The organism is Achromobacter animicus, from assembly GCF_040775605.1.
Taxonomy (GTDB): Bacteria; Pseudomonadota; Gammaproteobacteria; order Burkholderiales; family Burkholderiaceae_B; genus Achromobacter; species Achromobacter animicus.
Map to the genome: position 1 here is coordinate 2,991,419 of NZ_JAYGJK010000001.1, position 25,751 is coordinate 3,017,169.

The 25,751-nt window shown below is 68.2% G+C and carries 14 protein-coding genes; 5 read left to right on the forward strand and 9 right to left on the reverse strand.

The window, feature by feature from the left end; translation table 11 throughout:
- Positions 1-14 precede the first annotated feature (14 nt).
- A complete protein-coding gene (locus AB3147_RS13585) occupies positions 15-2,138 on the reverse strand; it encodes an FUSC family protein (RefSeq protein ID WP_367352134.1) in 2,124 nt (707 codons plus the stop codon).
- Between the two features lie 300 nt (positions 2,139-2,438).
- Between AB3147_RS13585 and AB3147_RS13590 the strand changes: the two genes are divergently transcribed.
- Positions 2,439-3,350 carry an EAL domain-containing protein gene (locus AB3147_RS13590; RefSeq protein WP_367352135.1) on the forward strand — a complete coding sequence of 304 codons (912 nt, stop codon included), beginning with the start codon at positions 2,439-2,441 and terminating at the stop codon, positions 3,348-3,350.
- Between the two features lie 162 nt (positions 3,351-3,512).
- Positions 3,513-3,689 (forward strand): hypothetical protein, encoded by a 177-nt coding sequence (locus AB3147_RS13595; RefSeq protein ID WP_175136540.1) that lies wholly within the window; start codon positions 3,513-3,515, stop codon positions 3,687-3,689.
- Between the two features lie 127 nt (positions 3,690-3,816).
- Here AB3147_RS13595 and treY read toward each other — a convergent pair whose 3' ends face one another.
- From treY to glgA, 8 genes are read right to left on the reverse strand one after another with little or no spacing between them, the layout of a single operon-like run.
- On the reverse strand, positions 3,817-6,444 hold the full coding sequence (treY, locus tag AB3147_RS13600; RefSeq protein WP_367352136.1) for a malto-oligosyltrehalose synthase: 2,628 nt from the start codon (positions 6,442-6,444) through the stop codon (positions 3,817-3,819).
- A complete protein-coding gene (malQ, locus tag AB3147_RS13605) occupies positions 6,441-8,636 on the reverse strand; it encodes a 4-alpha-glucanotransferase (RefSeq protein ID WP_367352137.1) in 2,196 nt (731 codons plus the stop codon). Before malQ ends, treY begins: the two co-directional genes overlap by 4 nt.
- A complete protein-coding gene (gene treZ / locus AB3147_RS13610; RefSeq protein WP_367352138.1) occupies positions 8,633-10,420 on the reverse strand; it encodes a malto-oligosyltrehalose trehalohydrolase in 1,788 nt (595 codons plus the stop codon). The genes malQ and treZ overlap by 4 nt, the downstream gene beginning before the upstream one ends.
- Entirely contained in the window at positions 10,417-12,528 is a 2,112-nt protein-coding gene (gene glgX / locus AB3147_RS13615; RefSeq protein ID WP_367352139.1) for a glycogen debranching protein GlgX, read from the reverse strand. The genes treZ and glgX overlap by 4 nt, the downstream gene beginning before the upstream one ends.
- A gap of 4 nt (positions 12,529-12,532) precedes the next feature.
- On the reverse strand, positions 12,533-14,737 hold the full coding sequence (gene glgB / locus AB3147_RS13620; protein WP_367352140.1) for a 1,4-alpha-glucan branching protein GlgB: 2,205 nt from the start codon (positions 14,735-14,737) through the stop codon (positions 12,533-12,535).
- A complete protein-coding gene (treS, locus tag AB3147_RS13625; RefSeq protein ID WP_438860973.1) occupies positions 14,734-18,111 on the reverse strand; it encodes a maltose alpha-D-glucosyltransferase in 3,378 nt (1,125 codons plus the stop codon). The genes glgB and treS overlap by 4 nt, the downstream gene beginning before the upstream one ends.
- Complete coding sequence (locus AB3147_RS13630; RefSeq protein WP_367352142.1) at positions 18,108-21,305, reverse strand: alpha-1,4-glucan--maltose-1-phosphate maltosyltransferase; 3,198 nt, start codon at positions 21,303-21,305, stop codon at positions 18,108-18,110. The genes treS and AB3147_RS13630 overlap by 4 nt, the downstream gene beginning before the upstream one ends.
- 12 nt (positions 21,306-21,317) lie before the next feature.
- Positions 21,318-22,886 (reverse strand): glycogen synthase GlgA, encoded by a 1,569-nt coding sequence (gene glgA, locus AB3147_RS13635; protein ID WP_367352143.1) that lies wholly within the window; start codon positions 22,884-22,886, stop codon positions 21,318-21,320.
- A gap of 286 nt (positions 22,887-23,172) precedes the next feature.
- Here glgA and AB3147_RS13640 point away from each other — a divergent pair, with 286 nt between their 5' ends.
- The 3 genes from AB3147_RS13640 to AB3147_RS13650 all read left to right on the forward strand — a co-directional run bounded on the left by AB3147_RS13640 (position 23,173) and on the right by AB3147_RS13650 (position 25,616).
- Positions 23,173-24,945: a thiamine pyrophosphate-requiring protein gene (locus AB3147_RS13640; RefSeq protein WP_343737512.1), complete on the forward strand. Its 1,773-nt coding sequence runs from the start codon at positions 23,173-23,175 to the stop codon at positions 24,943-24,945.
- Positions 24,946-24,985: 40 nt separating this feature from the next.
- On the forward strand, positions 24,986-25,186 hold the full coding sequence (locus AB3147_RS13645; RefSeq protein WP_175121576.1) for a hypothetical protein: 201 nt from the start codon (positions 24,986-24,988) through the stop codon (positions 25,184-25,186).
- 88 nt (positions 25,187-25,274) lie between these two features.
- Complete coding sequence (locus tag AB3147_RS13650; RefSeq protein WP_175121575.1) at positions 25,275-25,616, forward strand: DUF883 family protein; 342 nt, start codon at positions 25,275-25,277, stop codon at positions 25,614-25,616.
- Positions 25,617-25,751 lie beyond the last annotated feature (135 nt).

The following is a 25,751-nucleotide window of genomic DNA, read 5'->3' on the forward strand; positions in this document are numbered from 1 at the left end:
CCTATTGCACGCGGCTATTGCGGCGCCGGATCGCGCTGCACGCGGTCGCGCAGTTGGCGGATCTGACGCGCCTGCTGTGCGATGCGGTCGAGCGGCGCGGCCAGCGCCGGTTCGGCTTCGGCAATGACAGCGGGCACCGCCATCCCGCGGGCCTCGGGGACCGGGCCGGAGCCTTCCGGATGCAGCACGTGCGCCAGCACCGCGCCGTAGTCCCGCAGTGCGGCCGCCGCCGGCGATTCTGGCGGCAGCGCTGGCTGGATCTCCAGCACGGTGCCCGCCGCCGTAATGCGGCGCATGGCGTTGAGCAGGTTCACGGCGGTGTCCACGTTACGGTCGCGATGCACCGGATTCTGCTGCAGCCGCTGGAGCGACGCCTCGGCGTTGTCGGCCGACAGGCAGGCGAGCCGACGCAGGCCGACGATGTCGCGGGAAGCGGCGTCGCCGCTTTTTTCCTGGGCCAGCGCCAGGGCGTAATCGGCATGCCGCTGCAACGCGCGCGCCAGGGCGCCGGCCAGCTGCCGCGGCTCTTTCTCGGGCCAGACCAGAAAGCCGACCAAGAGCGCCAGGATGCCGCCCAGCACGCTGTTGAACGCGCGCAGCGCGGCCAGCGTCGGCTCGTAGATCTCGGGCTGCTGGATGTGGCTGACCAGCACGAACTGCGACGTCAGGAAGAAGGTGTACAGCGCGTAGTGGACGGTGCGCGCGGCAAACGTGCCCAGCGCGATAGGCAGGACCGCCAGCGCCACGGACAGCGGCGTCGTGAGCAACAGGCCCAGCAACGAGGCGCTGATGGCGCCGGCCACGCTGCCTATCACCCGCTCGACAGTGCGCTGCCAGGTCGTCGCAAAGTAGGGCTGCAGGATGAAGATCAGCGTCAGCGACATCCAATAGCCGTGGTTGACGGCAAAGGTCTTGGACAGCGCCACGGCAATGGTGGCGCCCACGCCGACCCGCAGCGCATGGCGGAAGGCATCGGATTCAAACCGCAGGTTCTGGCGCAGCGTGCGCCAGGCCTGCCGGGCGCCGGTGCCATCGCTGGCGCGGTGCGCGGGTGCGGCGGGGGTCGCGCCCAGATCGAACAGCGACTGCGTGACCGCCTGGGCGTTGTGCAGCAGGCGGTCCAGCACCGGCACCACGGAGGCCAAGTCCGGCGCATAAGCCATGGCCCCGCCACGCAGGTCGCGCAGTCCGGCGTTGTAGTGGGCCAGGCGCTCGCGCAGGCACTCGGCCTGCTTGGCGTCGCTGACGTCGGACGTGCTGGCGATCGCGTTGCAGACGCTGGCGTAGCGATGCAGCGCGTGCGACAGGTGCGCCCCGGCGCTGCGGCCCAGCCAGCGCGGCGCATTGGACTCCAGCAGGTCGGCGGCGGCGACCAGCGCAATGAAGCTGTCCTCGGCGCTGTCCAGCAGGTAAAGCAATTGATGCGCGCGGGCCCGGCGCGACGGGCGGGCGTCCAGCACTTCGCGGATCCGGACGCGGGCGGCTTCCAGCGCGGCGCGTTGGGCGCTGCGCTGCGGGCGGACGACGGCGCTCCAGGCCTGCGGCCCCGCGGCCGGCGCAAGGCCGGAATACATGCGGGCCAGCGCATCGGAAAAGTCCGCGAGACCCCGGTAGCAGTGGGCGACCGCATGGGTGGCGTCCTTCCAGGGCCGGCGGCGCCAGACAAGCGCCGTCATCAAAATTGCCCACACCGCGCCCGCCAGGAAGAACAACGTGTACCAGAGGCTTTCGGTCAGCGTCGGGGCCGGCAGCTCGGCGGCCACGACGAAGCCGGCCGACAGCAGCGTGCCCACGATGGCGGCGGCGGGGCCCAGCACGCGCAGCAGTCCGCCGAAGGTGCAGCACACAAATGTCAGCGGCAACAGCAACCAGACATGTGAGGCGCTGGCGCTGGCCAGCAGGCAGTACAGGGCGCCGATCAGGCCCAGCGCCAGCATCGATCCGGCGCGCTTGCGCAGCGGACCGCCGGGGTCGCCGAAGCAGGCCCAGAACGCGGCGATGGCGGTCCAGCCCAGGCGCGGTTCGTGCACCAGCACGGCAAGGATGACGGGGGCCGCGCTGATGGCGGCAGCTTGCAGGGCATCGAGCCACAGCACATTGCGCAGGGAGGCGCGCCAACGGGTAAGCAGACTAGTCACGCGGATGAAATGCAGCGGAAAAATTGGCTGGGCAGGCCGGAAAGATGGCAACCCTACCATGTCGACAAGACAAGGGCGGGAGATTGCACCACGCGGCGGAGACCCGCGGCACAACGGCCGGACGAAGCGGCACCCGAGCCGCCCGGAAACCCGCGCCAAACATGAATTTGCGCACCTTAACACCGTTGGTTACATGTGTGTGACTTTATGGCGTGGAGAGCGCAGAATGCGTCAATATCGTGTCCCGATCTGCGCCCGGACAGCGCAGGCAACCTGTCGGGACGCATCTGGAGCAAGCCGATGATCAATACCGAGTCTTGCCAACAACCCGTGGTCAGCGATGCGGAAATTACCGCCATGGTCACCGGACGTGATGGGCTGCGCGTACTCTTGCAGCCGCAAGTCGACCTGCTCACAGGTCGCATCGTTTCTGCCGAAGCGCTGGTGCGCTGGCAGCATCCGCAACTGGGCATCGTCATGCCTGCCGACTTCATCCCCGCGGTGAACCGGCTGGGGCTGGACGGCATGCTGTTTGAGCGCGTATGCGTGCGGGTCATCGACGCGCTGCAGACGCTGCGCCGCGTCGGCGTGGCCGTGCCGCTGGCGATCAACGCGCCCGCCACGACACTGTCCGAACTGCGCTGCGTGGATTTCCTGCTTGACCGCGTACGCGCCGCGGAATTGCCCCCGTCGCTGGTGCGCGTCGAACTGACCGAAGACCAGCCCATCCACGACCTGGACGTGCTGCGCGCGTCGCTGCTACGACTGGAAGAGGCGGGCTGCGAGGTCAGTCTGGACGACTTCGGCACCGGCCATGCGTCACTGAAGCTGCTGTCCGCGCTTCCCCTGTCCGAAGTGAAGATCGACCAGTATTTCGTCACGCGCATGCGGCGCAGCGCCGTTGCCTTCGAGGTTCTGCGCACGGCTGCGGAGCTGGCGACCCGCCTGGGCTGGCGCGTGGTCGCGGAAGGCGTGGAGAACGTGGCCGACATACCCGCTCTGCGTGCGGCCGGATGCCGCTATGGGCAGGGGTTCTCATTGGGCCGTCCCATGCCGCTGGACGAATTGATTCTGCGCCTGCGCACGCAGCGGGACGGCGGCGAGCCGCTGGCGGCGCCCGCCGCCTATGCGTCGTCTTGGCTGGATGCGTTCGACGGTCCCAGCCAGGAAGCGGAACCGGGCCGCCCGGTTGTGCACTCCACCTTGCTGTAGCGCCTGTGCAAGGGTAGTTTTTACCGATCGGCGCGGGAATTCCGCCCGCTGCCTCCGTCCCCGGAAACAGCCATCCCCGCTTCCCCCAGCGCACCGGGTTGGGCACGGCGGTTGCTCAAGGATAAGTGCGGAATATCTCCGCTTCTATTCAGGAGACGTGTAATGGCCAACCAGAACCAACCCGACCAGCAGAAGCAACCGCAAAAGCAACAATCCCAGGAAAATCCCCGGGATCGCAACCAGCCGGGTCAGCAGCCCGGCCAAGCTGGCCAGCAAATGGAAAAAGACCGTAATCAGCAAGGTCAGACTTCCGGTCAGCAAAACAAGAATCAGCGCTAAAGGCGTTGGCTACGCAAGCCGTGTGACCAGCGCGCGGCTGTTTGCGTAGTACTTGACGGCCCCGGCCGCGTCCCCCTCCGTGACGCGTCCGGGGCCGAATTGCATTTGGAAGCTGTTGACCGCCGCCCTAGGCAGACAGGCAGAGTACGGCTGGCCCGTCGCGAAGCAGCTCCATCATCGGCAGCAGCCCGTCGGCGCCAGCGCGCACACGGCGTCCTGTCAGGGCGTCGTGCAGTGACAGGCCGGGGATGCAGTCGGGCAGGCGCAGCGCCGTGTCGCCCCAGAATCCTCGCGCCCCGGCGGCATCGCCCCGCGCGTATCCGGCCAACTGCAGCGCGCACGTCCGCGCGCCGACGATGAGGGCGGTCTGGCCGCCGTGCTGGCGCACATAAGCCAGCACGTGACCGGCTTGCGGGCCCTGCGCCGAAACAGCCTGGAAGCTGCCGCCCGCAAAAGGCTCGGGTGCCCGCTGGCGGGCCATCAGCACCCGGTGGATCAACGCCTGCTTGACCGCACCCGTGCGCCAGGCCGATTCGGACAGGTCCATCGCTACGTCGTGCGAACCATCCGCGAGCAGCTTGGCGCGCAGGGCGTAATCGACCGGCCGGCGATTGTCGGGGTCGACAAGACTGAAATCCCACAGATCCGTGCCCTGATAAAGATCCGGCACGCCCGGCAACGTATTGCGCAGCAGCGTCTGCGTGAAACTGTTGACCATCCCGGCTGGCGCAATGTCGAGCGCGAAGGCGGCAATGCTGGCCAGCACGCGGCGGCCTTCGGGATCACCGCCCAGCCATGCCAGGCATTCTTTCGCGGCGGCTTCGTAGGTGGGATCCTGATCGGTCCAGCTCGTGTGCAGCTTGGCCTCGCGCAGGGCCTTTTCCTGCCATTGGCCGATCCGGTCCAGCCATTGCTGCAGGGCGTCGGGCGCCCAGTCGGCCGGGTCCGCACGCCATTCGCAGGGCCAGGCGCCGATCAGCGTCTGGATGAGCATGTAGCGGTCTGCGCGGCTGATGCCGCCGGGCAATGCGTCTATCCAGCCCCGCGCCGCTTCCTGCCAGCGGTCGGGCATCTCGGTCAGGACGGCGAGCCGCATCCGCGTATCTTCGCCGCGCTTGTGGTCGTGTGTGGCGGTGGCCAGCATGGCGCGGGGATGCGTCCGCGCGCGCGCGGCGCTGGCGGCGAAGAAGTCCTCGGCGGACAGGCTGAAGCAGCCCGGCGACGCGCCAACCTCGTTGCGCGACAGCAGCGGGCCGTATCGGTAGAAGAGGGTGTCTTCCAGCGCCTTGGCGGCCAGCGGTGGCGTCAATTGCTGGAAGCGGCGCAGGGCGGTGGGGTGATCCGTTTCGCCGTTCAACCACTGCGCAAGCTGCGCCAGCAGCGTCGTGTCGGCGGAGCCTTCGCGGGCCGCCATCGCCGTCGCCGCGCCCTCGACCGCGATCTCGCGCTGCAGCGCGTCTGCCGGATTGCGGCCCTCGTCCTCCGCATAGGTGCGGTAGACGGGGAAGGCGGCCAACAGGGCGCTCAGCGCGCGGTCGATCGCCGTGGCGGTCCAGTCGCGCGTGCGCAGGTCGCGAGCGGCGATCTGTTCCAGGCAGCGCACCAGCGCCTGCCGTTCCGCCGGGAAATGGCGGGCAAGCATGCGCACCCGCGCTGCGCGCAACTGCTCGGCGGGGTCGCGCTCATCGCCGGTCAGTGTTTGCCAGAACTCCCGCAGCGGCGCTTCGGCCTGCGGGTCGTGCAGCACCGCGCTCACCTGATCCATGAAGTCGTAGCCGGTGGTGCCGTCCGTCAGCCAGCGCGGGTCCAGCGCCTCGTCATGCGCCAGGATCTTTTCGATCACAAGGTAGGGCTGCTCCTGGCGCAGCGCCGCGGGGCGGTTGGCGTTGGCCTGCTCAAGCCGCGCCGACAGTCGGCGCAGATACCCGCCCGGCGACGCCAGCCCATCGATATGGTCGATGCGCAGGCCGTCGAGGACGCCTTGCGCGTACAGCCGCAGGACCAGCGCGTGCACGGCGTCGAACACCGCTTCTTCCTCGACGCGCACGCCGACCAGTTCGCTGATCTCAAAGAAGCGCCGCCAGTTGATCTGGTCCGGCGCCGTGCGCCACCACGCAAGACGGTAGTGCTGGCGTTCCAGCAGTTCATGCAGGCGCTGACGCCCGCCGGGCTGAGCCGGGTCGTGCTCGCGCAGCCAGGCCTGACTCTCGGCGCCGCGCGGCACGGACGACGGCGTCAGCGGGAAGCGTTGTCCATGCACGTCCAGCTCGGGGGTGGACGCGCCGGTGTCCCATTGCGGCGTGATGGCGCCGTGCTCCAGCGCCGCGCCGTACGGGTCGCCCAGCACCGGCAGCAGCACCTTGTTGCGCAGTGCCGGCGCGGGCGGGTTCCATTCGATATCGAAGTAGCCCGAGAACGCGCTTGCCGGTCCATTGGCCAGCACGTCGCGCCACCACGCGTTCGCGGGATTCGCCGCCATGTGGTTGGGAACGATGTCCGCGATCAGGCCCAGGCCGCGTGCGCGTGCGGCGCTGGCCAGGCGGAGCAGGGCGGGCTCGCCGCCCAGTTCCGGACTGACGACGGCATGGTCGATGACGTCGTAGCCGTGGGTGGAGCCCTCGCGCGCGCGCGTGATGGGCGACAGATACAGATGGCTGACGCCCAGGTCTGCGTAATAGTCCACCTGCGCGCACGCATCATCGAGCGTGAATCCTGCATGCAGTTGCAGGCGGGCGGTGGCTAGCGGTGTGCTCAAGATTGTCTCCTTCCGGCGCGCGCGGCATCCAGGCGGATTTGCGCGGCGGGGTCTGCAAAGGTCGCGCGGATGCTCAAGGGCAAACGCTGGCGCCAGTTGGGATGGGTATCAATGGTGCCCGGCAGGTTCGGCTGATCCAGCACGCCGGCGATGTCTTCCATCGGCACCAGCAACAGCGGGCACGGACTGGACGACACAAAGCGCAACAGCTCGGGGACCGGCGCCTCGTCGGGCGGTGCTTCGACATCGAGGTCCAGGGCGCGGCAGAGCATCTCGCGGTCCTGCGCGCGGGCGGCCCGCAGGCTTGCCTCGTCGTCGTCGGCGCCCAGCAGGTTCAGTTTGACGCGCCAGTCGATGTCGCGCGCTTTCCACCAGCCGAGCAGGGTCGGCAGGTCGTGGGTGGTGGTCATGGCGGCGGCGTTCTCGGGCCATTCGGCGGGCGGCGTGAATCCGGCAGGCGATTCGGCGTCCACTTCGTCCGGGCCCACGTCTTCTGCACCCGCAGCATGAGAGCGTGGCGCCTTCGCACCTTCGGCCCCCGCTTCCGGCTGCGCTTGCGGCGCCTGGCGCATGAACCACAGCACGTTCATACCAAGCACGCCGTTGTCCTTCAACCGGTCGTCGAACCCTTCGGGCACCGTGCCCAGGTTTTCGCCGATGGCGCAGGCGCGGTGGCGCCACGCCTCCAGCGCAATCAGCGCCAGTATCTCGTCCAGCGGGTAGCGCAGATAGGCGCCGTCGGCGGGCGACGCGCCTTCCGGCACCAGCCACAGCCGCGCCATGCCCAGGATGTGATCGATGCGCACACCGCCCGTGTGGGCCAGCACCGCGCGCAGCATCTCGATGAACGCGGCGTAGCCGTTCGCGTGCAGCGCGCGCGGCGAAAACGCGGTCAGGCCCCAGCCCTGTCCAAGCGGGTTGTAGATGTCAGGCGGCGCGCCGACCGACATGCCGCGCATCAGGTCGGCCTGCCGGCTCCATGCGTGGCTGCCGTCCGGACTGGCGCCCACTGCCAGGTCGGCAAGCAGGCCGAGACGCATGCCGGCCTCTCGGCCGGCCGCGTGTGCCGCGGCCAGGTTTTCCGCTGCGAGCCACTGCGCGAACTGATGAAAATCCACTTCAAGCGGATGGTCCTGCGCAAAACGCCTGACCTGTGAAGAGGCCGGATCGCGCAGGGCGGCCGGCCATTTCTGCCACGGCGGGATGGTGCCGTCCGGCGCGCGCTGCGCGGCATGCAGTGCCTCGAAGGTTGCGTGGTCGCGCAGCGCCTGCCCGCGGTCTTCGCAGAACTGCGCGTAGCGCGCCCGCTGGCTGACGGCGCCGCTGCGCTCAAACTCCGCATGCAGCGCGCGCAGCACCCGCAGCCGGATCGCTGCGGCGGCCGGCCAATCGATGAGATCCAGCCCGTCCAACGCGGTGAGTTCGGCCGGCTCCACGCCGGACAGCGCGCGCATCATCGCGTCCTGCCCCAGCACCGAGCCGGGCGCCGCGTACAGCACGTTCAGGAAGAGGCGGTTGGACGGCGAATACGGGCTCGAGCGCTCGGGTTGTGCCGTGTACATCGCGTGGACAGGGCTGATGGCCAGCATGTCGGCGCCTTGCTCCGCGGCGGCCACCGCCAGTTCGCGCAGCGCGCCGAAATCGCCGAATCCGTGCGTGCGCGGCACGGCGGCATGCGCATCCTGGCGCAGGCTGTAGACCTGCGCGGCCAGACCCCAGCAGCGCGGGCTGGCCGCGCCGGTCAGGTCGGCCAGGCTGGGCGCTTTTTGCGGGGCAACCGCCAGCGTCGCCTCGGCCGATGTCAGCAGCAGCCGGTGGTAGCCGGGCTCGTCAGGCGCAACCAGGCAGGGCACGCCGTCCGCGCCCGCCTGTATGTGGCCGTCCAGGATGCGGCCGGACTCGCACAGGATGCGATACGGCCCGCGCGCCGTCTTGGGCAATGCGGTGCGGGCGTTGCAGCGCGTCACCACCATGGGCGGCAGGGCGTCCGCGGCCTGCTCCGCCAGCCGGCGGCGGCTGTCCTCGATATCGCGGGCCGTGGCGGCCGGCAGGTCCATGGCGGCAAGCAGCGCACGCAACGTATCGGGCGACACCTGTTGCGGCCGCTGCCGAGCATCCGACCAGTGCTCCGCGATGCCGGCGTCTTGGGCCAATGCGGATAAGCCGTCCGGCTCGGCCTTGGCGCGCTTCATGCCGGTTCCTCCAGCAGCCACACGGTGCAATCCGGGCACAGCTCGCCTTGTGCGAGGCGGTCTCGTCCGCCGGGGGGTGATTCGAACAACAGCGTCGCGAACACGTCCGGGCCGGGCATGAGCGATTCCGGGACGGTCTGCGGCATGGGTCCCAGGTTGGAGTAGACCGTCAGGCGGGCACCGTCGGCCAGTTCCCAACGGGCGAACACGCTGCGATCGCCGACCGCCGCGGCACCCAGGCTGACCGCACCCGCCAGGCGCGGCGCAATCGACCGCGCCCGCAGTTGCAGTAGCGCGGAATAGTCGCGCATCCACTCGGCCGCATCCGGCTCGTCCTGCCAGGGCGAACTGGCGTGGTAGGTGGCTTCGTCGTTCGGGTCGGGCAGCTGCGCGGTGGGCGAGTCGCCCGCAAACTCCGGAAAGGCCGAGAACTCGCGCTGTCGGCCGTCTCGCACGGCCTGCGCCAGTTCCGGGTCGGTATGGCTCGTGAAGTACAGGAACGGCGCGCGCGATCCCCGTTCCTCGCCCATGAAGATCAAGGGGATTTGCGGCGCGAGCAGTTGCAGCGCCACGGCCGCCCGCAGCCGTTGGGTGTTGTCGACCAGGGCGGTCAGCCGTTCGCCGCGTGCGCGGTTGCCGGTCTGGTCGTGGTTTTGCAGGAACAGCACGAAGGCGGTGGGCGGCAGGTCCGCGCTGCGCTCGCCCCGCGGCTGGCCACCGCGATAGGGCGACGGCTGGCCTTGGTACACCCAGCCCTCGGCCAGGCAGCGGGCCAGCGCCTGCGCGGGCGCCTCGGCGTAGTCGGCGTAATAGCCGCGCGATTCGCCGGTCAGCAGATGGTGCAGCACATGGTGCGCATCGTCGTTCCATTGCGCCTCGAAGTCGCCGCGCAGCAGGCTGGCCCGGTTGTCGTCGTTTTCAACGACCAGATGCACGTTGCGTTCGGCCGAGACGCCATCGCGCACGAAGCGGGCCAGCTCGTGCAGCCACTCGTGTCCGGCGATGGCGTGGACGGCGTCCAGACGCAGGCCGTCGAAGCGGTATTCGGTCAGCCAGTACAGCGCGTTTTCCTTGAAGTACGTGCTGACGGCTTCCTGGCGGAAGTCGATGGCGGCGCCCCACGGCGTATCGATGTCGGTGCGGAAGAAGGGCGCGGCGTAGCCGGACAGATAATTGCCGTCCGGCCCGAAGTGGTTGTAGACCACGTCCAGCATCACGCCCATGCCGTGGCCATGCGCTGCGTCGATGAGCTGTTTCAGGTCGTCCGGCGAGCCGTATGCCGTGTCGGGCGCATACGGCAGCACGCCGTCGTAGCCCCAGTTCCGTTCGCCGGGAAAATCGGCGATGGGCATGAGTTCCAGCATGGTGATGCCCATGGCCGCCAGTTCAGGCAACCGCGCGATCAGGCCTGCGTAGCCGCCGGCCAGACCCGCGTGGACCTCGTAGATGACCGTTTCTTCCCACGGCCTGCCGGTCCACTCCGGATGGCGCCAGCGGTAGGCGCCAGGCTCCACGACGATGCTGTCGCCATGCACGTCGCCGTCCTGAAGGCGGGAGGCGGGATCGGGCATGACGGTGTTGTCGTCCAGCCGATAGTGGTAGCGCGTGCCCGGCGCGCAGTCCACGTCGGCCTGCGCGTAGCCGTCCTGGCCGGGGCGCATCGGAATGGGCGGATGGCCCTCGACCTCCAACGCGAGACCGGGCGGGGCGCTGGGCGCCCACAGCCGGAAGCGCGTGACGCCGCTTTCCAGCGGAATCGCGCCATAGGAATACGGATGCGTCATGGCGCTTCTCCGGGTTCCGCACGCTGGGCCAGCAGGACCAGGCTATGCGGGGCCACCGTCACGGTCGGCTCGTCCCACGGCGCGGGCGCGGCGGGCTTGTCCGAATCCAGCTCCAGCGACCAGGCGATCGCGGGCTCCGGCAGCGTGAAGGTGACCGCTTCGTGGGTAGGGTTCATCAGCAACAGCGTCACGTCGGCGCCGCCTTCGGGGCGCTGCGCGGCGCGCCGCAAGCCCATCACGCGTTCCTGCTCCGCTTCCCAGGCCGGACCGTCCAGCTGCCCGCCGGAAGCGTCGAACCAGGAAATCGCGGGGATGCCCGGCAGGATCTCCTGGCCGGCATCGCCGTAGCGGGCGCTGCGCACGCTGGGATGCGCGCGGCGCAACGCGGTCAGGCGGCCGACATAGCGGCTGAGCGCGCGGCCGGCGTCGCTCTGCGCCTGCGTCCAGTCCAGCCACGAAATCGGGTTGTCCTGGCAGTAGGCGTTGTTGTTGCCTTCCTGGCTGTTGCCGAATTCGTCGCCGGCCAGCAGCATCGGCGTGCCGTCGGACAGCATGGCCGATCCCAGCAGCGCGCGCTGCACGCGGCCGCGCGTCTCCAGGATCTGCGGATCGTCGGTGGGTCCTTCGGCGCCCCAGTTGTGGCTGAAGTTCTCGGAATGGCCGTCGTTGCCGTCCTCGCCGTTGGCCTCGTTATGGCGGCCGTCGTAGCTGACGATGTCTGCCAGCGTGAAGCCGTCGTGCGAGGCCACGTAGTTGACGGTCGACCAGGGGCGGCGATGGCGGCGATCGAAGATGTCGCGCGACCCGCACAGCCGGGCCGCCATGTCGCCGCGCATGCCCTCGTCACCGCGCCAGAAGCGGCGGGTGGTGTCGCGGAACTTATCGTTCCACTCCGCGAACCCGGGCGGATGGTTGCCCAGCTGGTAGCCATCCGGACCGATGTCCCACGGCTCGGAAATGAGCTTGAGCTTGGACAGGACCGGGTCCTGCAGGATGACGTCAAAGAACCCCGAGCCGGGGTCGTAGCCGTTGCCCTCGCGACCCAGCGTCACGCCCAGGTCGAAGCGGAAGCCGTCCACGCCGTAGGACGTGGCCCAATAGCGCAGCGAGTCGGTCACCATCTGCAGCACGCGCGGATGCGACATGTTGACCGTGTTGCCGCAGCCGGTGTCGTTGATGTAGTAGCGCTCTTCGCCCGGCATCAGGCGGTAATAGCTGGCGTTGTCCAGGCCGCGCCAGGACAAGGTCGGCCCCATCTCGTTGCCTTCGCAGGTGTGGTTGTAGACCACGTCCAGGATGACCTCGATGCCCGCCGCGTGCAGGCGGCGGATGGCGAGCCGCAGCTCGTTGGGGTGCTGCATCAGGTAGCCGGGCTCGGGCGCAAAGTACGACAGGGTGCTGTAGCCCCAGTAATTGCGCAGGCCGCGCTCGGTCAGGAAGTGGTCCTGCAGGAAGGCATAGACGGGCAGCAGCTCTACCGCCGTCACACCGAGCCGTTGCAGATGTTCGATGAAATGCGGATCGGCCAGGGCGGCGCAGGTGCCGCGCAGCGGCTGGCGCAGGTCTTCGCGCTGCATCGAGGCGCCGCGCACGTGGACCTCGTAGATGGTGGTGTCGTTCCACGAGGTGCACGGCGCCTTGCTGTTGCCCCAGTTGAACGGGACTTCATCGGCCACGATGGCCTTGGGCATGGCGGGCGCACTGTCGCGGCGGTCAAAGCTCATGTCCGCCCGCGAGTGATTCATGCGGTAGCCAAACAGGGCGGGGCTCCAGTGCAGCGGCCCGCTCAACTGGCGGGCGTACGGGTCCAGCAGCAGCTTGTGGGGATTGAAGCGGTGCCCGTTCTGCGGATCGTACGGGCCGTGGGCCCGGTAGCCATACAGCAGGCCGGGCTGCGCATCCGGCAGGTAGCCATGCCAGATTTCGTCCGTGCATTCGGGCAGGTCGAAGCGCCGCAATTCCTTGCGGCCCTTGGGGTCGAAGATGCACAGCTCGATGCGGGTGGCGTGCGCGGAGAACACGGCGAAGTTCACGCCGAGGCCGTCGCTGGTGGCGCCCAGCGGTGTCGGCTGGCCGCCGGTGATACGGGTCAGTTGGGACGGATCCATGGATTCAGCCTTCGTGCATCAGGAAGAGGGTCGAGAGAGGCGGCAGGGTGAGCGACAGGGCCTGCGGCTGCCCATGGGCAGCCATGTCGCCGGTGTGAGCCCCGCCCTGGTTGCCCTGGCCGGACCCGCCGTAGTGGGACGCATCGGTGTTCAGCCGTTCGGCCCAGCGGCCGGCGCGCGGAACGCCAATGCGGTAATCGTGCCGGGTGACCGGCGTGAAGTTCGACACCACCAGCATCTGCTGCTGGCCATCGGTGCGCAGGAACGCGACGACGCTGTTGTCCTGATCGTCCAGGATCGTCCACGCGAAACCCGACGGGTCCGCATCCCGCGCGTGCAGCGCCGGCACGTCGCGATACAGCCGGTTCAGGTCGGCCACCAGGCGCTGGATGCCCAGGTGGCCGGCGTGGTCCAGCAGGTTCCAGTTCAGCGTGGCGTCGTGGTTCCATTCGGCGGGCTGGGCCAGTTCGCCGCCCATGAACAGCAGCTTCTTGCCGGGGTGCGCCCACATGAAGCCGTAGTACGCGCGCAGATTGGCCAGCCGGGTCTGCGTGTCGCCGGGCATCTTGCCCAGCAGCGAACCCTTGCCGTGCACCACTTCGTCATGCGACAGCGGCAGGATGAAGCGCTCGCTGAAGGCATACACCATGCCGAACGTGATGTCGTGGTGGTGGTAGCGGCGATGGATGGGATCCTGCGACAGATAGCGCAGCGTGTCGTGCATCCAGCCCATGTTCCATTTGTAGTGAAACCCCAGGCCGCCTTCCGACACGGGCGCGGTGACGCCCGGCCACGCGGTCGATTCCTCGGCCACCATGATCGCGTCCGGGACCTCGGCGCGCACCGTGTCGTTCAACTCCTGCAGGAACTGGACGGCTTCCAGGTTTTCGCGGCCGCCATAGCGGTTGGGGATCCATTCACCAGGCTGACGGCTGTAGTCGCGGTAGAGCATCGACGCCACGGCGTCCACCCGCAGCCCGTCGATATGAAAACGCCGCAGCCAATGCATCGCGCTGGCGATCATGAAGGCCTTCACCTCGTTGCGGCCCAGGTTGTAGACCATGGTGTGCCAGTCGGGGTGATAGCCTTCGCGCGGGTCCTCGTATTCATAGAGCGAGGTGCCGTCGAAGGCGGCCAGCCCGTGCGCATCGTCGGGGAAGTGAGCGGGCACCCAATCCAGAATCACGCCGATTCCTGCCGCGTGGCAGCGGTCGATGAAACGCGCGAAGGCCTCGGGCGGGCCGTAGCGCGCGGTCGGCGCAAACATGCCCAGGGGCTGATAGCCCCACGAGCCGCCGAACGGATGCTCCATGATCGGCATCAGCTCAAGATGCGTGAACCCCATGGCGCGGGCGTAGCCGGGCAGCTTGTCGGCCATCTGGTCCCAGCCGCAGACGCCAGACTCGCAGCCTGCCCAGGACCCGGCGTGAACTTCGTAAATGGAGATGGGGGCATCGGGCGACTGACGCGCGCCGCGTCCCTGCATCCAGTCTTCATCGGACCAGGTGTAGGGCGCGGGGTCGTCCACGATCGAAGCCGTGGCCGGCGCCATCTCGCTGCGCCGCGCCATCGGATCGGCCTTCATGAACTGGTTGCCGTTGCGGTCGGTGATGGCGAACTTGTAGCGTTCGCCAGGCCGCACGCCCGGAATGAAGATCTCCCAGACGCCTGCCGCATGGCGCAGCCGCATGCCATGGCGGCGGGCGTCCCAGCCGTTGAAGTCGCCCGCCACGGCGACGCGTCGGGCGTTGGGCGCCCAGACCGCGCAGCGCAGGCCGCTGACGCCGTCGACCTCGACCAGATGCGCGCCGAGCGCCTCGCCGGCCTCGCGCCAGGCGCCTTGCGCCAGCCGTTGCAGCGTGGTGTCGTCGAGCAGCGCGCCGAAGGCGTACGGGTCCGCGGTGATCTGCTCGGCCGCCGGCCATTGGATAGCCAGGCGGTACGACGACCCATCACCAGCCTGCGCGTACGGCGCGCGGCCGATGAACAGACCTTGCGCCTGCTCCGTCAATGCCGTGCGTTCGCCGTCCGGATCCAGGACCGCCACCTTTGAGGCGCCGGGCACGAAGACGCGCAGCCAGCCGTCGTGCGGGCCCAGCACGCCGAACGGATTGTCATGCAGCCCGTGGGCCAGCGCCGTGAGTTCCTGGGGGTTGATATGACCCTCCGCCACATCGGCGGAGGGCGAAGAGGTTTGAGCTCCGCTCATGGCGTTTTTCCTTCGGCGTCGATGGCGGCGGAAAGCAGGACACTGCGCGCCAGTTCCGTCAGGGCGCACAGCGGAATCGAGATCCAGTCCGGACGGTGGGCGGCTTCGTAGCTGACTTCGTAGGCGGCCTTTTCAAGCTGCGCCAGCGTCAGCAGCGTGTTCTCGCGGTCCGCGCCGTCGGCGAGGTCGCCGCCGCGCGCGCCGCGGTATCCCTGCAGGAAGGCGTCGCATGCCTGCTGCCGGAACCGCGACAGGAGTGCGTCGCGCTGTTCGGCCGGCGCAACGGTCGGCGCCGGCACCTCGTCCGCGCCCGCGTTGGCGTCCAGATGTGCGCCGCCGATGAGGTCGGTGCGGGCAATGGATGCCGCGGCGTAGTCGAACGAGCGCAGCATGCCGGCCACGTCTTTGTACGGCGAGGCCAGCGCGCGCCGCGCCTCCAGGCTGCTGATCGGTTCGCCCTCGAAGTCGATGAGGTAGGCGTCCGTCTGCGCGACCAGCACCTGGCCCAGGTGGAAGTCGCCATGGATGCGCAGCCAGGGCGACCCGGCCTCGGCCTGCGCCATGGCGGACACCCGCTCGGCCAGGCGCGCGTGATGCTCGAAGAACCATTCGGCGCAGGCGCGCGACGGCTCTTCCAGCTTGTCGAGCGCGGTCCGCAGGTTCTTTTCGGCGCGGTCCAGCAGCGCGCGCACCTGTTCGGCCCGGGCCTCGGCGTCGGCCTCGCTGGCCGGACGCGACTGGAAGCCGGCGTCATCGGTGGGCGCCGCCAGCACCGTGTGCATCTGCCCCAGGCGCTCGCCGATGGTTGCGGCCATCACCGCGTAGCCCTGCAGCGTTTCCTCGTACTCCTCGGGCGAGGTCCCCACCAGCAGCGCGTTGGCCAGCGTGCGCTTCAGAAAGTCCAGCGTCCAGCTCCAGGCATCGCCTTCGTTGGGCACGTAGCCGTGCGCCACCGCCAAGGTATGCACGATGCCGTCGGCGTCCACGCGCTGCACTTCGCCCAGCAGCGGCGGAATGTTGCCGTAGCCCGCGCGGGTCAGGTAGCGCGTCATTTCCGATTCCGGAGACAGGCCAGGCTGCACGCTGCGGATGATCTTCAGGATGACCTGGTTTCCGACGATGACCGAGCTGTTGGACTGTTCGCCCGCCAACCAATGCATGTCCACGTCGCCATCGAAGTCCATGTCTTTCAGGCCGGCCTCGGGCAGGAAGCGGATCACGCCCGGCTTATCGCCCGGCTTGCCGCCGCTGCGTCCGTCCAGCTCCCCACCGGCCTGCATGGCCTTGAGCGTGCTGCGCACGAACCCCGGCTGCAGGAACGCGTCGGCCAGCACGCCGACCTCGGCGCCGCGGCGCACGCGGGCAATCGCGTACTGGATGACGGCGGTTTCGTCCCAGACCAGGACGAAGGGCGCCTGCGCACGGATACCCTTGGCGCCGTCCTCGGGCTCGATCTCGGCCCAGTAGTATTCGCCGTCCGCCGACTCGAACGGCGTGGCGTAGGCCAGGCGCGCACGAGAGGGCGGTTCGGAGCCGGGAAACCAGCGCTGGCGCGCCAGATACTGCGGCAGGATTTCACGTTCCAACGTGGCGCGCGACGCATCGGTCAGCGCCGCGCCACCGCGCGTCTTGAGCACCAGAGTGATCAGTTCGGGCATCTGTTCGGGCGCCGTCGCATGCCATCCGGGCGGCGCGGCGTCCTGGCTGAGGTCCATCCAGTAAAAGCCGTAGGGCGGCAACGTCAGCAGGTAAGGCAGTTCACCGATGGCGGGGAAGGGCGTGCCCCCCAGCATCTCCACCGGCACCCGGCCATTGAACTCCTGCATGTGCAGCTCGACCGGCTGCGCCGCGTTCGACAGGTTGGCGACGCACAGGATCGTGGTGTCTTCCCATTGCCGCAGGTAGGCCAGGATCTTGCGGTTGCCGGCAAAGATGAAACGCAGCGTGCCGCGCCCGAAGGCATGGCTTTGGCCGCGTTGCGCCAGCAGGCGGCGCGTCCAGTTCAGCAACGAATGCGGGTCGCGCTGCTGCGCCTCGACGTTGACGGCCTCGTAACCGTACAAGGGTCCCATCAACACCGGCAGCGGCAGGCGCTCCGGATCGGCGCGAGAGAAACCGCCATTGCGGTCCGGCGACCATTGCATCGGCGTGCGCACACCGTCGCGGTCGCCCAGATGCACGTTGTCGCCCATGCCCAGTTCGTCGCCGTAATACAGCACCGGCGTGCCGGGCATCGACAGCAGCAGGCTGTTCATCAGTTCGACGCGGCGGCGGTCACGCTCGAGCAGCGGCGCCAGGCGGCGGCGGATGCCCAGGTTGATCCGGGCGCGCGGCTCGGCGGCATAGACATTCCACAGGTAATCGCGTTCGCGGCTGGTCACCATTTCCAGCGTCAACTCGTCGTGGTTGCGCAGGAAGATGGCCCATTGGCAGGTGGGCGGAATGTCGGGCGTCTGGCGGATGATGTCGGTGATCGGAAAGCGGTCTTCCTGCGCGATCGCCATGTACATCCGCGGCATCAGCGGAAAGTGGAAGGACATGTGGCATTCGTCGCCCGCGCCGAAATACTCCTGCGCGTCTTCGGGCCACTGGTTGGCTTCGGCCAGCAGCAGGCGGCCCGGATACTCGGCCTCGATGACCGCGCGGATCTGCTTGAGCACATCGTGCGTCTCGGGCAGGTTCTCGTTGTTGGTGCCCTCGCGCTCGACCAGGTAGGGCACCGCGTCCAGGCGCAAACCATCCACACCCATGTCCAGCCAATAGCGCATGACGGACAGCACTTCCTTGAGCACCTGCGGATTGTCGTAGTTCAGGTCGGGCTGATGCGAATAGAAGCGGTGCCAGAAATAGGCGTTGGCCACCGGGTCCCAGGTCCAGTTCGACTTTTCGGTGTCGCAGAAGATGATGCGCGTGCCGGCGTAAGCCTTGTCGTTGTCGGACCACACATAGAAATTGCGCGCCGCCGAGCCGGGCTTGGCCGCGCGCGCCCGTTGAAACCACGGGTGCTGGTCCGACGTGTGGTTGACCACCAGCTCGGTGATGATGCGCAGGCCGCGCGCGTGCGCGGCCCGGATCAGCTTGCGCACGTCGGCAATGGTGCCGTAGTCCGGATGCACGCCGCGGTAGTCGGCGATGTCGTAGCCATCGTCGCGGCGTGGCGAGGGGTAGAAGGGCAACAGCCAGATGGTATTGACCCCCAGGCTGGCGATGTAGTCCAGCTTGGAGATCAGGCCTGGCAGGTCGCCGACGCCGTCGCCGTTCGAGTCAAAAAAGGATTTGACGTGCAACTGGTAGATGACGGCGTCCTTGTACCAGAGGGGATCGTCCTGAATAGGTTGGGCTTTACTCATCATGGCGTTGGGCGCGGGCTTCATCCGTGCAGCGAAAGCCGCCACACGCGATAAGGTTGGTCGGGGGTCAGCGTCAGCGTGCGGTGCTTCTCGTGCCAGGTCTCGCGGGTTTCAGTCAGCAGGTCTTCGGCGGACAGCTGGCCGGCGTCGGCCTCGCCGAACAGCCAGAACGGCGCCTCGACCCGCGTCTGCTGCGCCTGGAACGGATCCAGGCTGATGACGGTCAGGACCACGTTGCCGTGGCCCGGCGTGGACTTGTAGAACGCGAGCACACGGTTGTTGGTGCTGGTGGTCAGCGTCAGGCCGCGATGCGTCTGCAACGCCGGATTGGCGCGGCGGATCTGGTTCAGGCGTGTGATTTCGGCGCGAATGTTGCCCGGCGCGTGCCAGTCGCGTTGCCGCAGTTCGTATTTTTCGGAGTCCAGATATTCTTCCTTGCCCGGCAGCGCCGCGCCTTCGCAAAGCTCGAAGCCGCTGTAGACGCCCCAAAGGCCCGACCCCAGCGCGGCCAGCGCCGAGCGGATCAAAAAGCCCGGGCGTCCCGAGGTCTGCAGGAAGAACGGGTTGATGTCCGGCGTGTTCACAAAGAAATGCGGCCGGAAGAAGTCGGCCGCGGGCGGCGACGAGATCTCCTGCAGGTAGGCTTCCAGTTCGGCCCGCTCGTTGCGCCACGTGAAGTAGGTGTACGACTGCGTGAAGCCGATCTTCGCCAGGCGGTACATCATCTTCGGGCGCGTAAACGCCTCGGACAGAAAGATGACGTCCGGATGCTTGGCGTGGACCTCGCAGATCAGCCACTGCCAGAACGGAAGCGGCTTGGTGTGGGGATTGTCGACGCGGAAGATGCGAACGCCATGGTTCACCCAGAACAGCACCACGTCGCGCAGTGCCCGCCACAGGCCCAGCTTGCGTCCGCGGCGATTCTGCCCGCCATAGAAGGACACATTGACGATGTCCTCGTACTTCTTGGGCGGATTTTCGGCGTAGCGCAGCGAGCCGTCGGGCCGCCACGAGAACCAGTCCGGATGCTGAGCCAGCCACGGGTGGTCCGGCGAGCACTGGATGGCAAAGTCCAGCGCGATCTCCATGCCGTGCTGCGCGGCGGCATCCACCAGGTTCAGGAAATCCGTCAGCGTGCCCAGCGCGGGCTCGATCGCGTCGTGCCCGCCACTTTGCGCGCCGATGGCGTAAGGACTGCCCACGTCGCCGGGCTCGGCGCGCAGGCTGTTGTTGCGCCCCTTGCGGTTGCGCTGGCCGATCGGATGGATGGGCGGCATGTACAGCACATCGAAGCCCATCTCGCGCACGTCGGGCAGCCGCGCGATCACGTCGTCGAAGGTGCCGTGGCGCCCGGGTTCGGCGGCTTGCGATCGCGGAAACAGCTCGTACCAGCTTGAATGGCACGCCTGGACGCGGTCCACCCAGACCGGGTAGGCAATGGCGGTGACGGCTTCAAACGGATGGTCGTCCAGTTCGTGCATCGCCCGCGCCAGCGCGGGATCGAGCAGCACGGCGACTTGCTCAGCCGTCGGCGGAACGGGGTTGGCCAGGTCGGCGTCCGCAAAGGCGGCCAGCGCCTCGCGCACCGGCTCTGCGTCAGCGCCAGCGGGTGAGCCCGCCTGCGCCCGCGCCAGGGCATCGCGCAGCAGCGCCAGGCCCTCGTGCACTTCCAGGCTCAGGTCGCGGCCGGCCTGGTGCTTGACCTCGATGTCATGCGTAAATGTGTGCCACGCGTCAAACCAGGCGGCGACGACGAATTCATGCGCGCCGATGCGGCGCGGCCGGAAGGCGGCCTCCCAGCGGTCGTTCAGGCCGCGCGTCATGGGCACGATGTGCCAACGTGCCTCGTCCTTGGCGCGCCAGCGCACTTCAGCGGCCAGCTGATCGTGGCCGTCCATGAAGATGTCGGCCTGCACGACGATACGCGCGTGCGGAATGGTCTTGACGGGATAGGCCCCGCCATCGACGGCCGGACTGATGTTCTCCAGCGCGACGCGCTGGTTGGCCAGATCATCGGCCCGGGTGCGGTGATGGCGCACGGCGTCGCGCACCGGCTGCGTCGGCTGGAACATCAGCATCGCGCACTCGCCGCCCGCCAGATCGTTGGCCTGATTCTGCAGACCGGTGGGCGGGGTGAACGGCACGAGATCTGCCGGCGGCAGCATAGGCGCCAGCGCGTCCCAGTCCATCGCCGCATCCTGGGTGGCCGAGGGGTTGATCGCCAGCGCCAGCGTGGCGCCGTCGCCCGCGTCGCGCAGCAGCGCCGTGCAACTGCCATCGCGGCCGCCCAGCATGCACAGTGGCCCTTTCAGCCGCGGTCCGGCAAACCAGGCGTTCACCGTTTCCACATCCGGCAGCCGCCGTTCGTCCTCGTCCGTCAGCATCAAGCCATCGCCGGTGACGGCCGCGCTCCAGATGGCGCGTCTGCCGTCCTCCGTTGGGCGCAGCGCACCGGACTGCGGCGGCGCCGCGATGACCTCGCCGATGGCGCGCAGCCGCGCGTCTTCTTCGGCCAGCCATGAAGACTTGAAGTCCCACCACGGCAGCGACGAGAACGCCGCGTCGAACGCCGCGTCGCGCAAGGCCGCCAGATCCGCGGGCGACAGACCGGGTGTCCACGCCAGCAGCCGCACGTCGGGATTCTGTGCGCGCAGCGCGCCGCCCAACTCACGCCAGGCCTCTGCAGGCAAGCGGTGGGGCGCCTGGAAAACCAGCCCCTTCACGCCGCTACGGGCCCAGCCCAGCAGACGTTCCGTCCACGCGGTCAGAAATCCGGGGGGCAGGGCGCCTTCGGGCAAATGCAGCACCCCCCGCTCTTCCTGCGTCAGCCGCGGATCGCGCGCGGGTTCTTCGTGCAGCGAGCGGTACCAGCCCGGCGCGGCGGTTGCCGCCACGGCGTTGCGCGCGCTGCGGTCCAGAATCACATCCACGAACAGCGCCAATCCGTGCGCCGACAATTGCGCCGAGGCCTGCGTGTACCACTCGATGATCGGCGTTGCCTGCCCATCCCGCATCGCCGTGTCGGCGTCCTGCGCGGCCAGCGAACCCGGCTGCGGCCCAGTCAGCCAGGGGGCCGGCACCAGCACGGCGTTGAAGCCGCGTTGGGCAAGCCGTTTGCTCAGCGCCTGGACGGCGGCTTCGCCGTCCGGCAGGCCGTTGCGGGCGTGATAAAGACGTATCGGGGCGCGGGACGGCGCGGGGACGGCGGGATGGGACACCGGTGTCGCTCCTTAGATGGCGGCTGGCATGGCGCCACCTGTGCGCGGCTGGCGGCGGTTGACGGCGGAAACGGTGGCCGGCTGCAAGGCAGGGGCGGGCGCCGCATCGCGGTAGTTCGGCTCCACCAGCGACCGGTACAGGCTGGCGTACAGACTGACGGCGGCGCGCCAGCCAAAGTCGGTATTCATCGCGTTGCGCTGCATGAGCCGCCACAGAATGCCGTGAGCGCGCAGATCGATCGCGCGCTCGATGGCGGCGCTCATTGCCTGCGGCGTGTCGCCTTCGAAGAGCAGGCCGGTGGCCGATGACATGGCCGACAGCGGCGCGCGCGGGCCCGGGTCCTGGATGGTGTCGGCCATGCCGCCGACGCGCGATCCGATGGGCAGCGTGCCATAGCGCATGGCGTAGAGCGGCGTCAGGCCGAAGGGCTCGAAGCGGCTGGCGTGCAGCAAGATGTCGGACCCGGCGTGCAGGCGATGGGCGATGCCCTCGTCGTAGCCGATGTGGGTGCTGCAGCGCCCCGGGTAGCGCCGGGCGATGTCCTGCAACGCTTCTTCAAGCCGGTGGTCACCCTGGCCCAGGATTGCGATCTGCAGGTTGGGGTGGCGGTCCAGCGCTTCCGGCAGCGCGTGCACGGCGACGTCAGCCATTTTCTGTTCAGTCAGGCGGTTGCCCATGCCCATCAGCGTCGCGCCCGGATCCGGGCGCAGGCCGAACTCGCGCTGCAGCGCGGCCTTGCAGTGGATCTTGTTGGTCAGGTCGCGGACGGAATAGCGATGGCTGCGCAGGTACGGATCACGCGCAGGATTCCACAGCACGTCGTCGATGCCGTTCGGAATCGGCAACAGGTCGTCCGCACGGCTGCGCAACAGCTCGTCCAGGCCGCAGCCGAACGCGGGGGTCATGATCTCGCGGGCGTACGTGTGGCTGACCGTCGTCACGCGGTCGGCGTAGCGGATGCCAGCCTTCAGGAAATTGAGCTGGCCCCAGGCCTGCGCGCCGTCATCGTTGCGAGCCCATTCCGGCACCCCGAATTCGTCCGCGTGGGCCATCGGGAACAGGCCCTGGAACGCGAGGTTGTGAATGGTCATCACGCTTTTGACGTCCGGCAGGTCTGCGGCGCGCAGCAGCAGCGGCACCAGACCGGCGTGCCAATCGTGCGCGTGCACCAGTGTGGGGCGCATGACGCCCGGCAGGCCGGCCGCCACGCGCACGGCAGCGTGCGCCAGCGCGGCATAGCGCAGTCCATTGTCCGGATGTTCCTTGCCGTGCTCGTCGACATACAGGCCGCCGCGGTCATACAGGGCATCGTTTTCCAGAATCAGGTAGTCGATGCCGGACTGCGGGCACTTGCCTTCCAGCAGCGCGGCCGGGCCGCCCGGCAGGTCCTGCAGCGTGGCAACCTGCCGGACGCGGTTCAGCTTGGCTTTGACGCCCCGATACCCGGGCAACATCACGCTCAGGGGCATTCGGGCCTCGATCAGCGCGCGCGCCATCCCCGTTATCGCATCCCCCAGGCCGCCTGTTTTGGCCAGAGGGAAAGCTTCTCCCGCCACGATCAGGATTCTCGTCTTTGCCATGCTTGCTCCAGTTGATAGGCCGGTCGAGACAGTTGCGACTCGATCGCGATTACGCCGAGGCCTCTCCTTACGCAAGCGCTGTGCCCAAACCGTGGCCCGCACTAAAAATTGCGCAATGCAGCAGAAATACCTGTCATCCAAATGATGGACAGGCGACGCGCGCAACGCTTATCGCCCGAGCGCTTTGTAATTTTTATCTGCGCACGACCTCCCAAATTCCCATCGGGGCCAGGAACGGCGGTTGCTGAATGCAGTCGCTTTCAACGACGACCGCCGGGAGAAATGTATGGAAACAGTGTCGGACTTCGTGTTGAAGCGGCTGTCGCAGTGGGGCGTGCGCAAGGTGTACGGTTACCCCGGCGATGGCATCAACGGGCTCATCGGCGCCTTCGGCCGCACCGAGGAGCCGCTGGAATTCATCCAGGCCCGTCACGAGGAAAGCGCGGCATTCATGGCCTGCGCGCACGCAAAGTTCACCGGTCAGGTGGGGGTGTGCCTGGCGACGTCGGGTCCGGGCGCCATCCACCTGCTCAATGGTCTATACGACGCCAAGCTGGATCACCAGCCGGTAGTCGCGCTGGTCGGGCAGCAGGCGCGCAGCGCACTGGGCGGCGACTACCAGCAGGAGGTCGACCTGATCAGCCTGTTCAAGGATGTCGCGCACGACTACGTGCAGATGGCGACGACCGCCGAGCAGGCGCGTCACATGGTGGATCGCGCCATGCGCATCGCCTTGGAGCGCCGCAGCGTCACCTGCGTCATCTTTCCGAACGACGTGCAGGATCTGCCGGCCGTGCCGGTGCCGCCGCGCGAGCACGGCACGGTGCACACCGGCATCGGCATCACATCCCACGCCGCCGTGCCGGGGCCGGACGCGCTGCGCAACGCGGCCGACATCCTGAATCGCGGCGAAAAGGTGGCGATCCTGGTCGGGGCCGGCGCGCTGCAGGCGGGCGAACAGGTCAGCCAGGTCGCCGAGCTGCTGGGCGCGGGCGTGGCCAAGGCGCTGCTCGGCAAGGCCGTGCTGCCGGACAGCCTGCCTTACGTGACGGGCGCCATCGGCCTGCTGGGCACGCAGCCCAGCTGGGACATGATGAACGAGTGCGACACGCTACTGATGGTGGGGACGTCGTTTCCGTATGCGGAATTCCTGCCCCAGGAAGGCCAGGCGCGCGCGGTGCAGATCGACCTCGACGGGCGCAAGCTCAGTCTGCGCTATCCCGTCGAAATCGGCCTGGTGGGTGATAGCCGGCTGACGCTGGAGGCGTTGATTCCGCTGCTGGAACCCAAGAAAGCGCGGCGCTGGCGTGACCGGATCGAAAAGCAGGTGTCCGCCTGGCGCGAGACGGTGCATGCCCGCGCCATGGTCGACGCCAAGCCGATCAATCCCCAGCGGCCGTTCCTGGAGCTGTCCAAGCGGCTGCCGCCGCAGACCATCCTGACGTGCGATTCGGGCTCGGCCGCCAACTGGTACGCCCGCAATATCGACATTCAGGCGGGAATGATGGGATCGGTGTCGGGCGGGCTGGCCACGATGGGTTGCGGCGTGCCGTACGCCATCGCGGCGAAGGTGGCCTATCCCGACAGGCCGGTCATCGCGCTGGTGGGCGACGGCGCCATGCAGATGCTGGGCATCAACGAACTGATCACTATCGCCCATCGCTGGAAGGACTGGAGCAACCCTACGCTGGTCGTCATGGTGCTGAATAACGGTGACCTGAACCTGGTGACGTGGGAGCAGCGGGTGATGGGCGGCGATCCGCGTTTTCCGGATTCGCAGTGGCTGCCCAAGTTTTCGTACGCGGAGTATGGCCGGATGCTGGGCCTGGAAGGCATCCGGGTCGACAGCCCCGACGACGTGGGCCCGGCGTGGGACCGCGCCCTGGCGGCAGGACGTCCGGTGGTGCTGGAGATGGTGACCGACCCCGAGATGCCGCCGTTGCCCCCGCACATTCCGGCCAAACAGATCGGCGCGTACTTCAAGGCGTTGCGCAAGGAAGATGCCGCCTCGGGCGGCGCCGCGCTTCGCGCCACGATCAAGCAATGGTGGGCGGGCTGACACGCCGGCCCGACGATCTTTTCATTTCAGGAGGCACATCATGGCAAATACCGGAGGGACGAGTTCCCAACAGCCCGGGCAGGGCGGTCAGCAAACGCCCGACCATTCGCCCGCCGAACAACCCAAGCCGGATGTCCCGGAAACGGGCAAGGACGAGAAAGGCAACTGGCCTCCCGACAGCATTCCGAATCCCATGCCGGGTCTGGACCCGCAGCAGACGCCGGGCATCGACCATCTGTGACGGTCCTGCAAGGCATGCGGCCTGCGGGCCGCGCTCCGCGTGCGCCGTGCCGCGGGGGGAGCGACCCGCAGTTTTTCAAGGAGAACTCATGAACAAGCGAGATAGGCTGCGCGATATGTTTCACTCGTCGGACACGTCTTCGCAAACGATGCGTGACCTGATTTCGGGCACCGAGGATCTGCTGCGCAGCACTGCCAGCTACAGCGGATCCGAAATCGAATCCGCGCGCGACAAGCTCAAGCAGCGGCTGGACGCCGCGCGCGATCAGGCACGCGGCTGGGAACGCGCCGCGTGGTCGCGGGCACGCGAGGTATCGCACGCGACGGACGACTACGTGCATGAAAACGCCTGGAAGAGCATCGCAGGCGCGGTGCTGCTGGGCGTGCTGGCCGGCATCTGCATGATGTCGGATCACGGCAAGCGCCGCTAACGCCCGCCGGGCGTAATGCCACCGCCGGAGCCGGCTCTGCGCACTGCAGGGCCGGCTCCGGCATTTTTGTGGGGACGAATGTAAAAAATGCCGCTACTCCAGGCGCCGGTCCCGCGCAGACAAGACTCCGCGGCT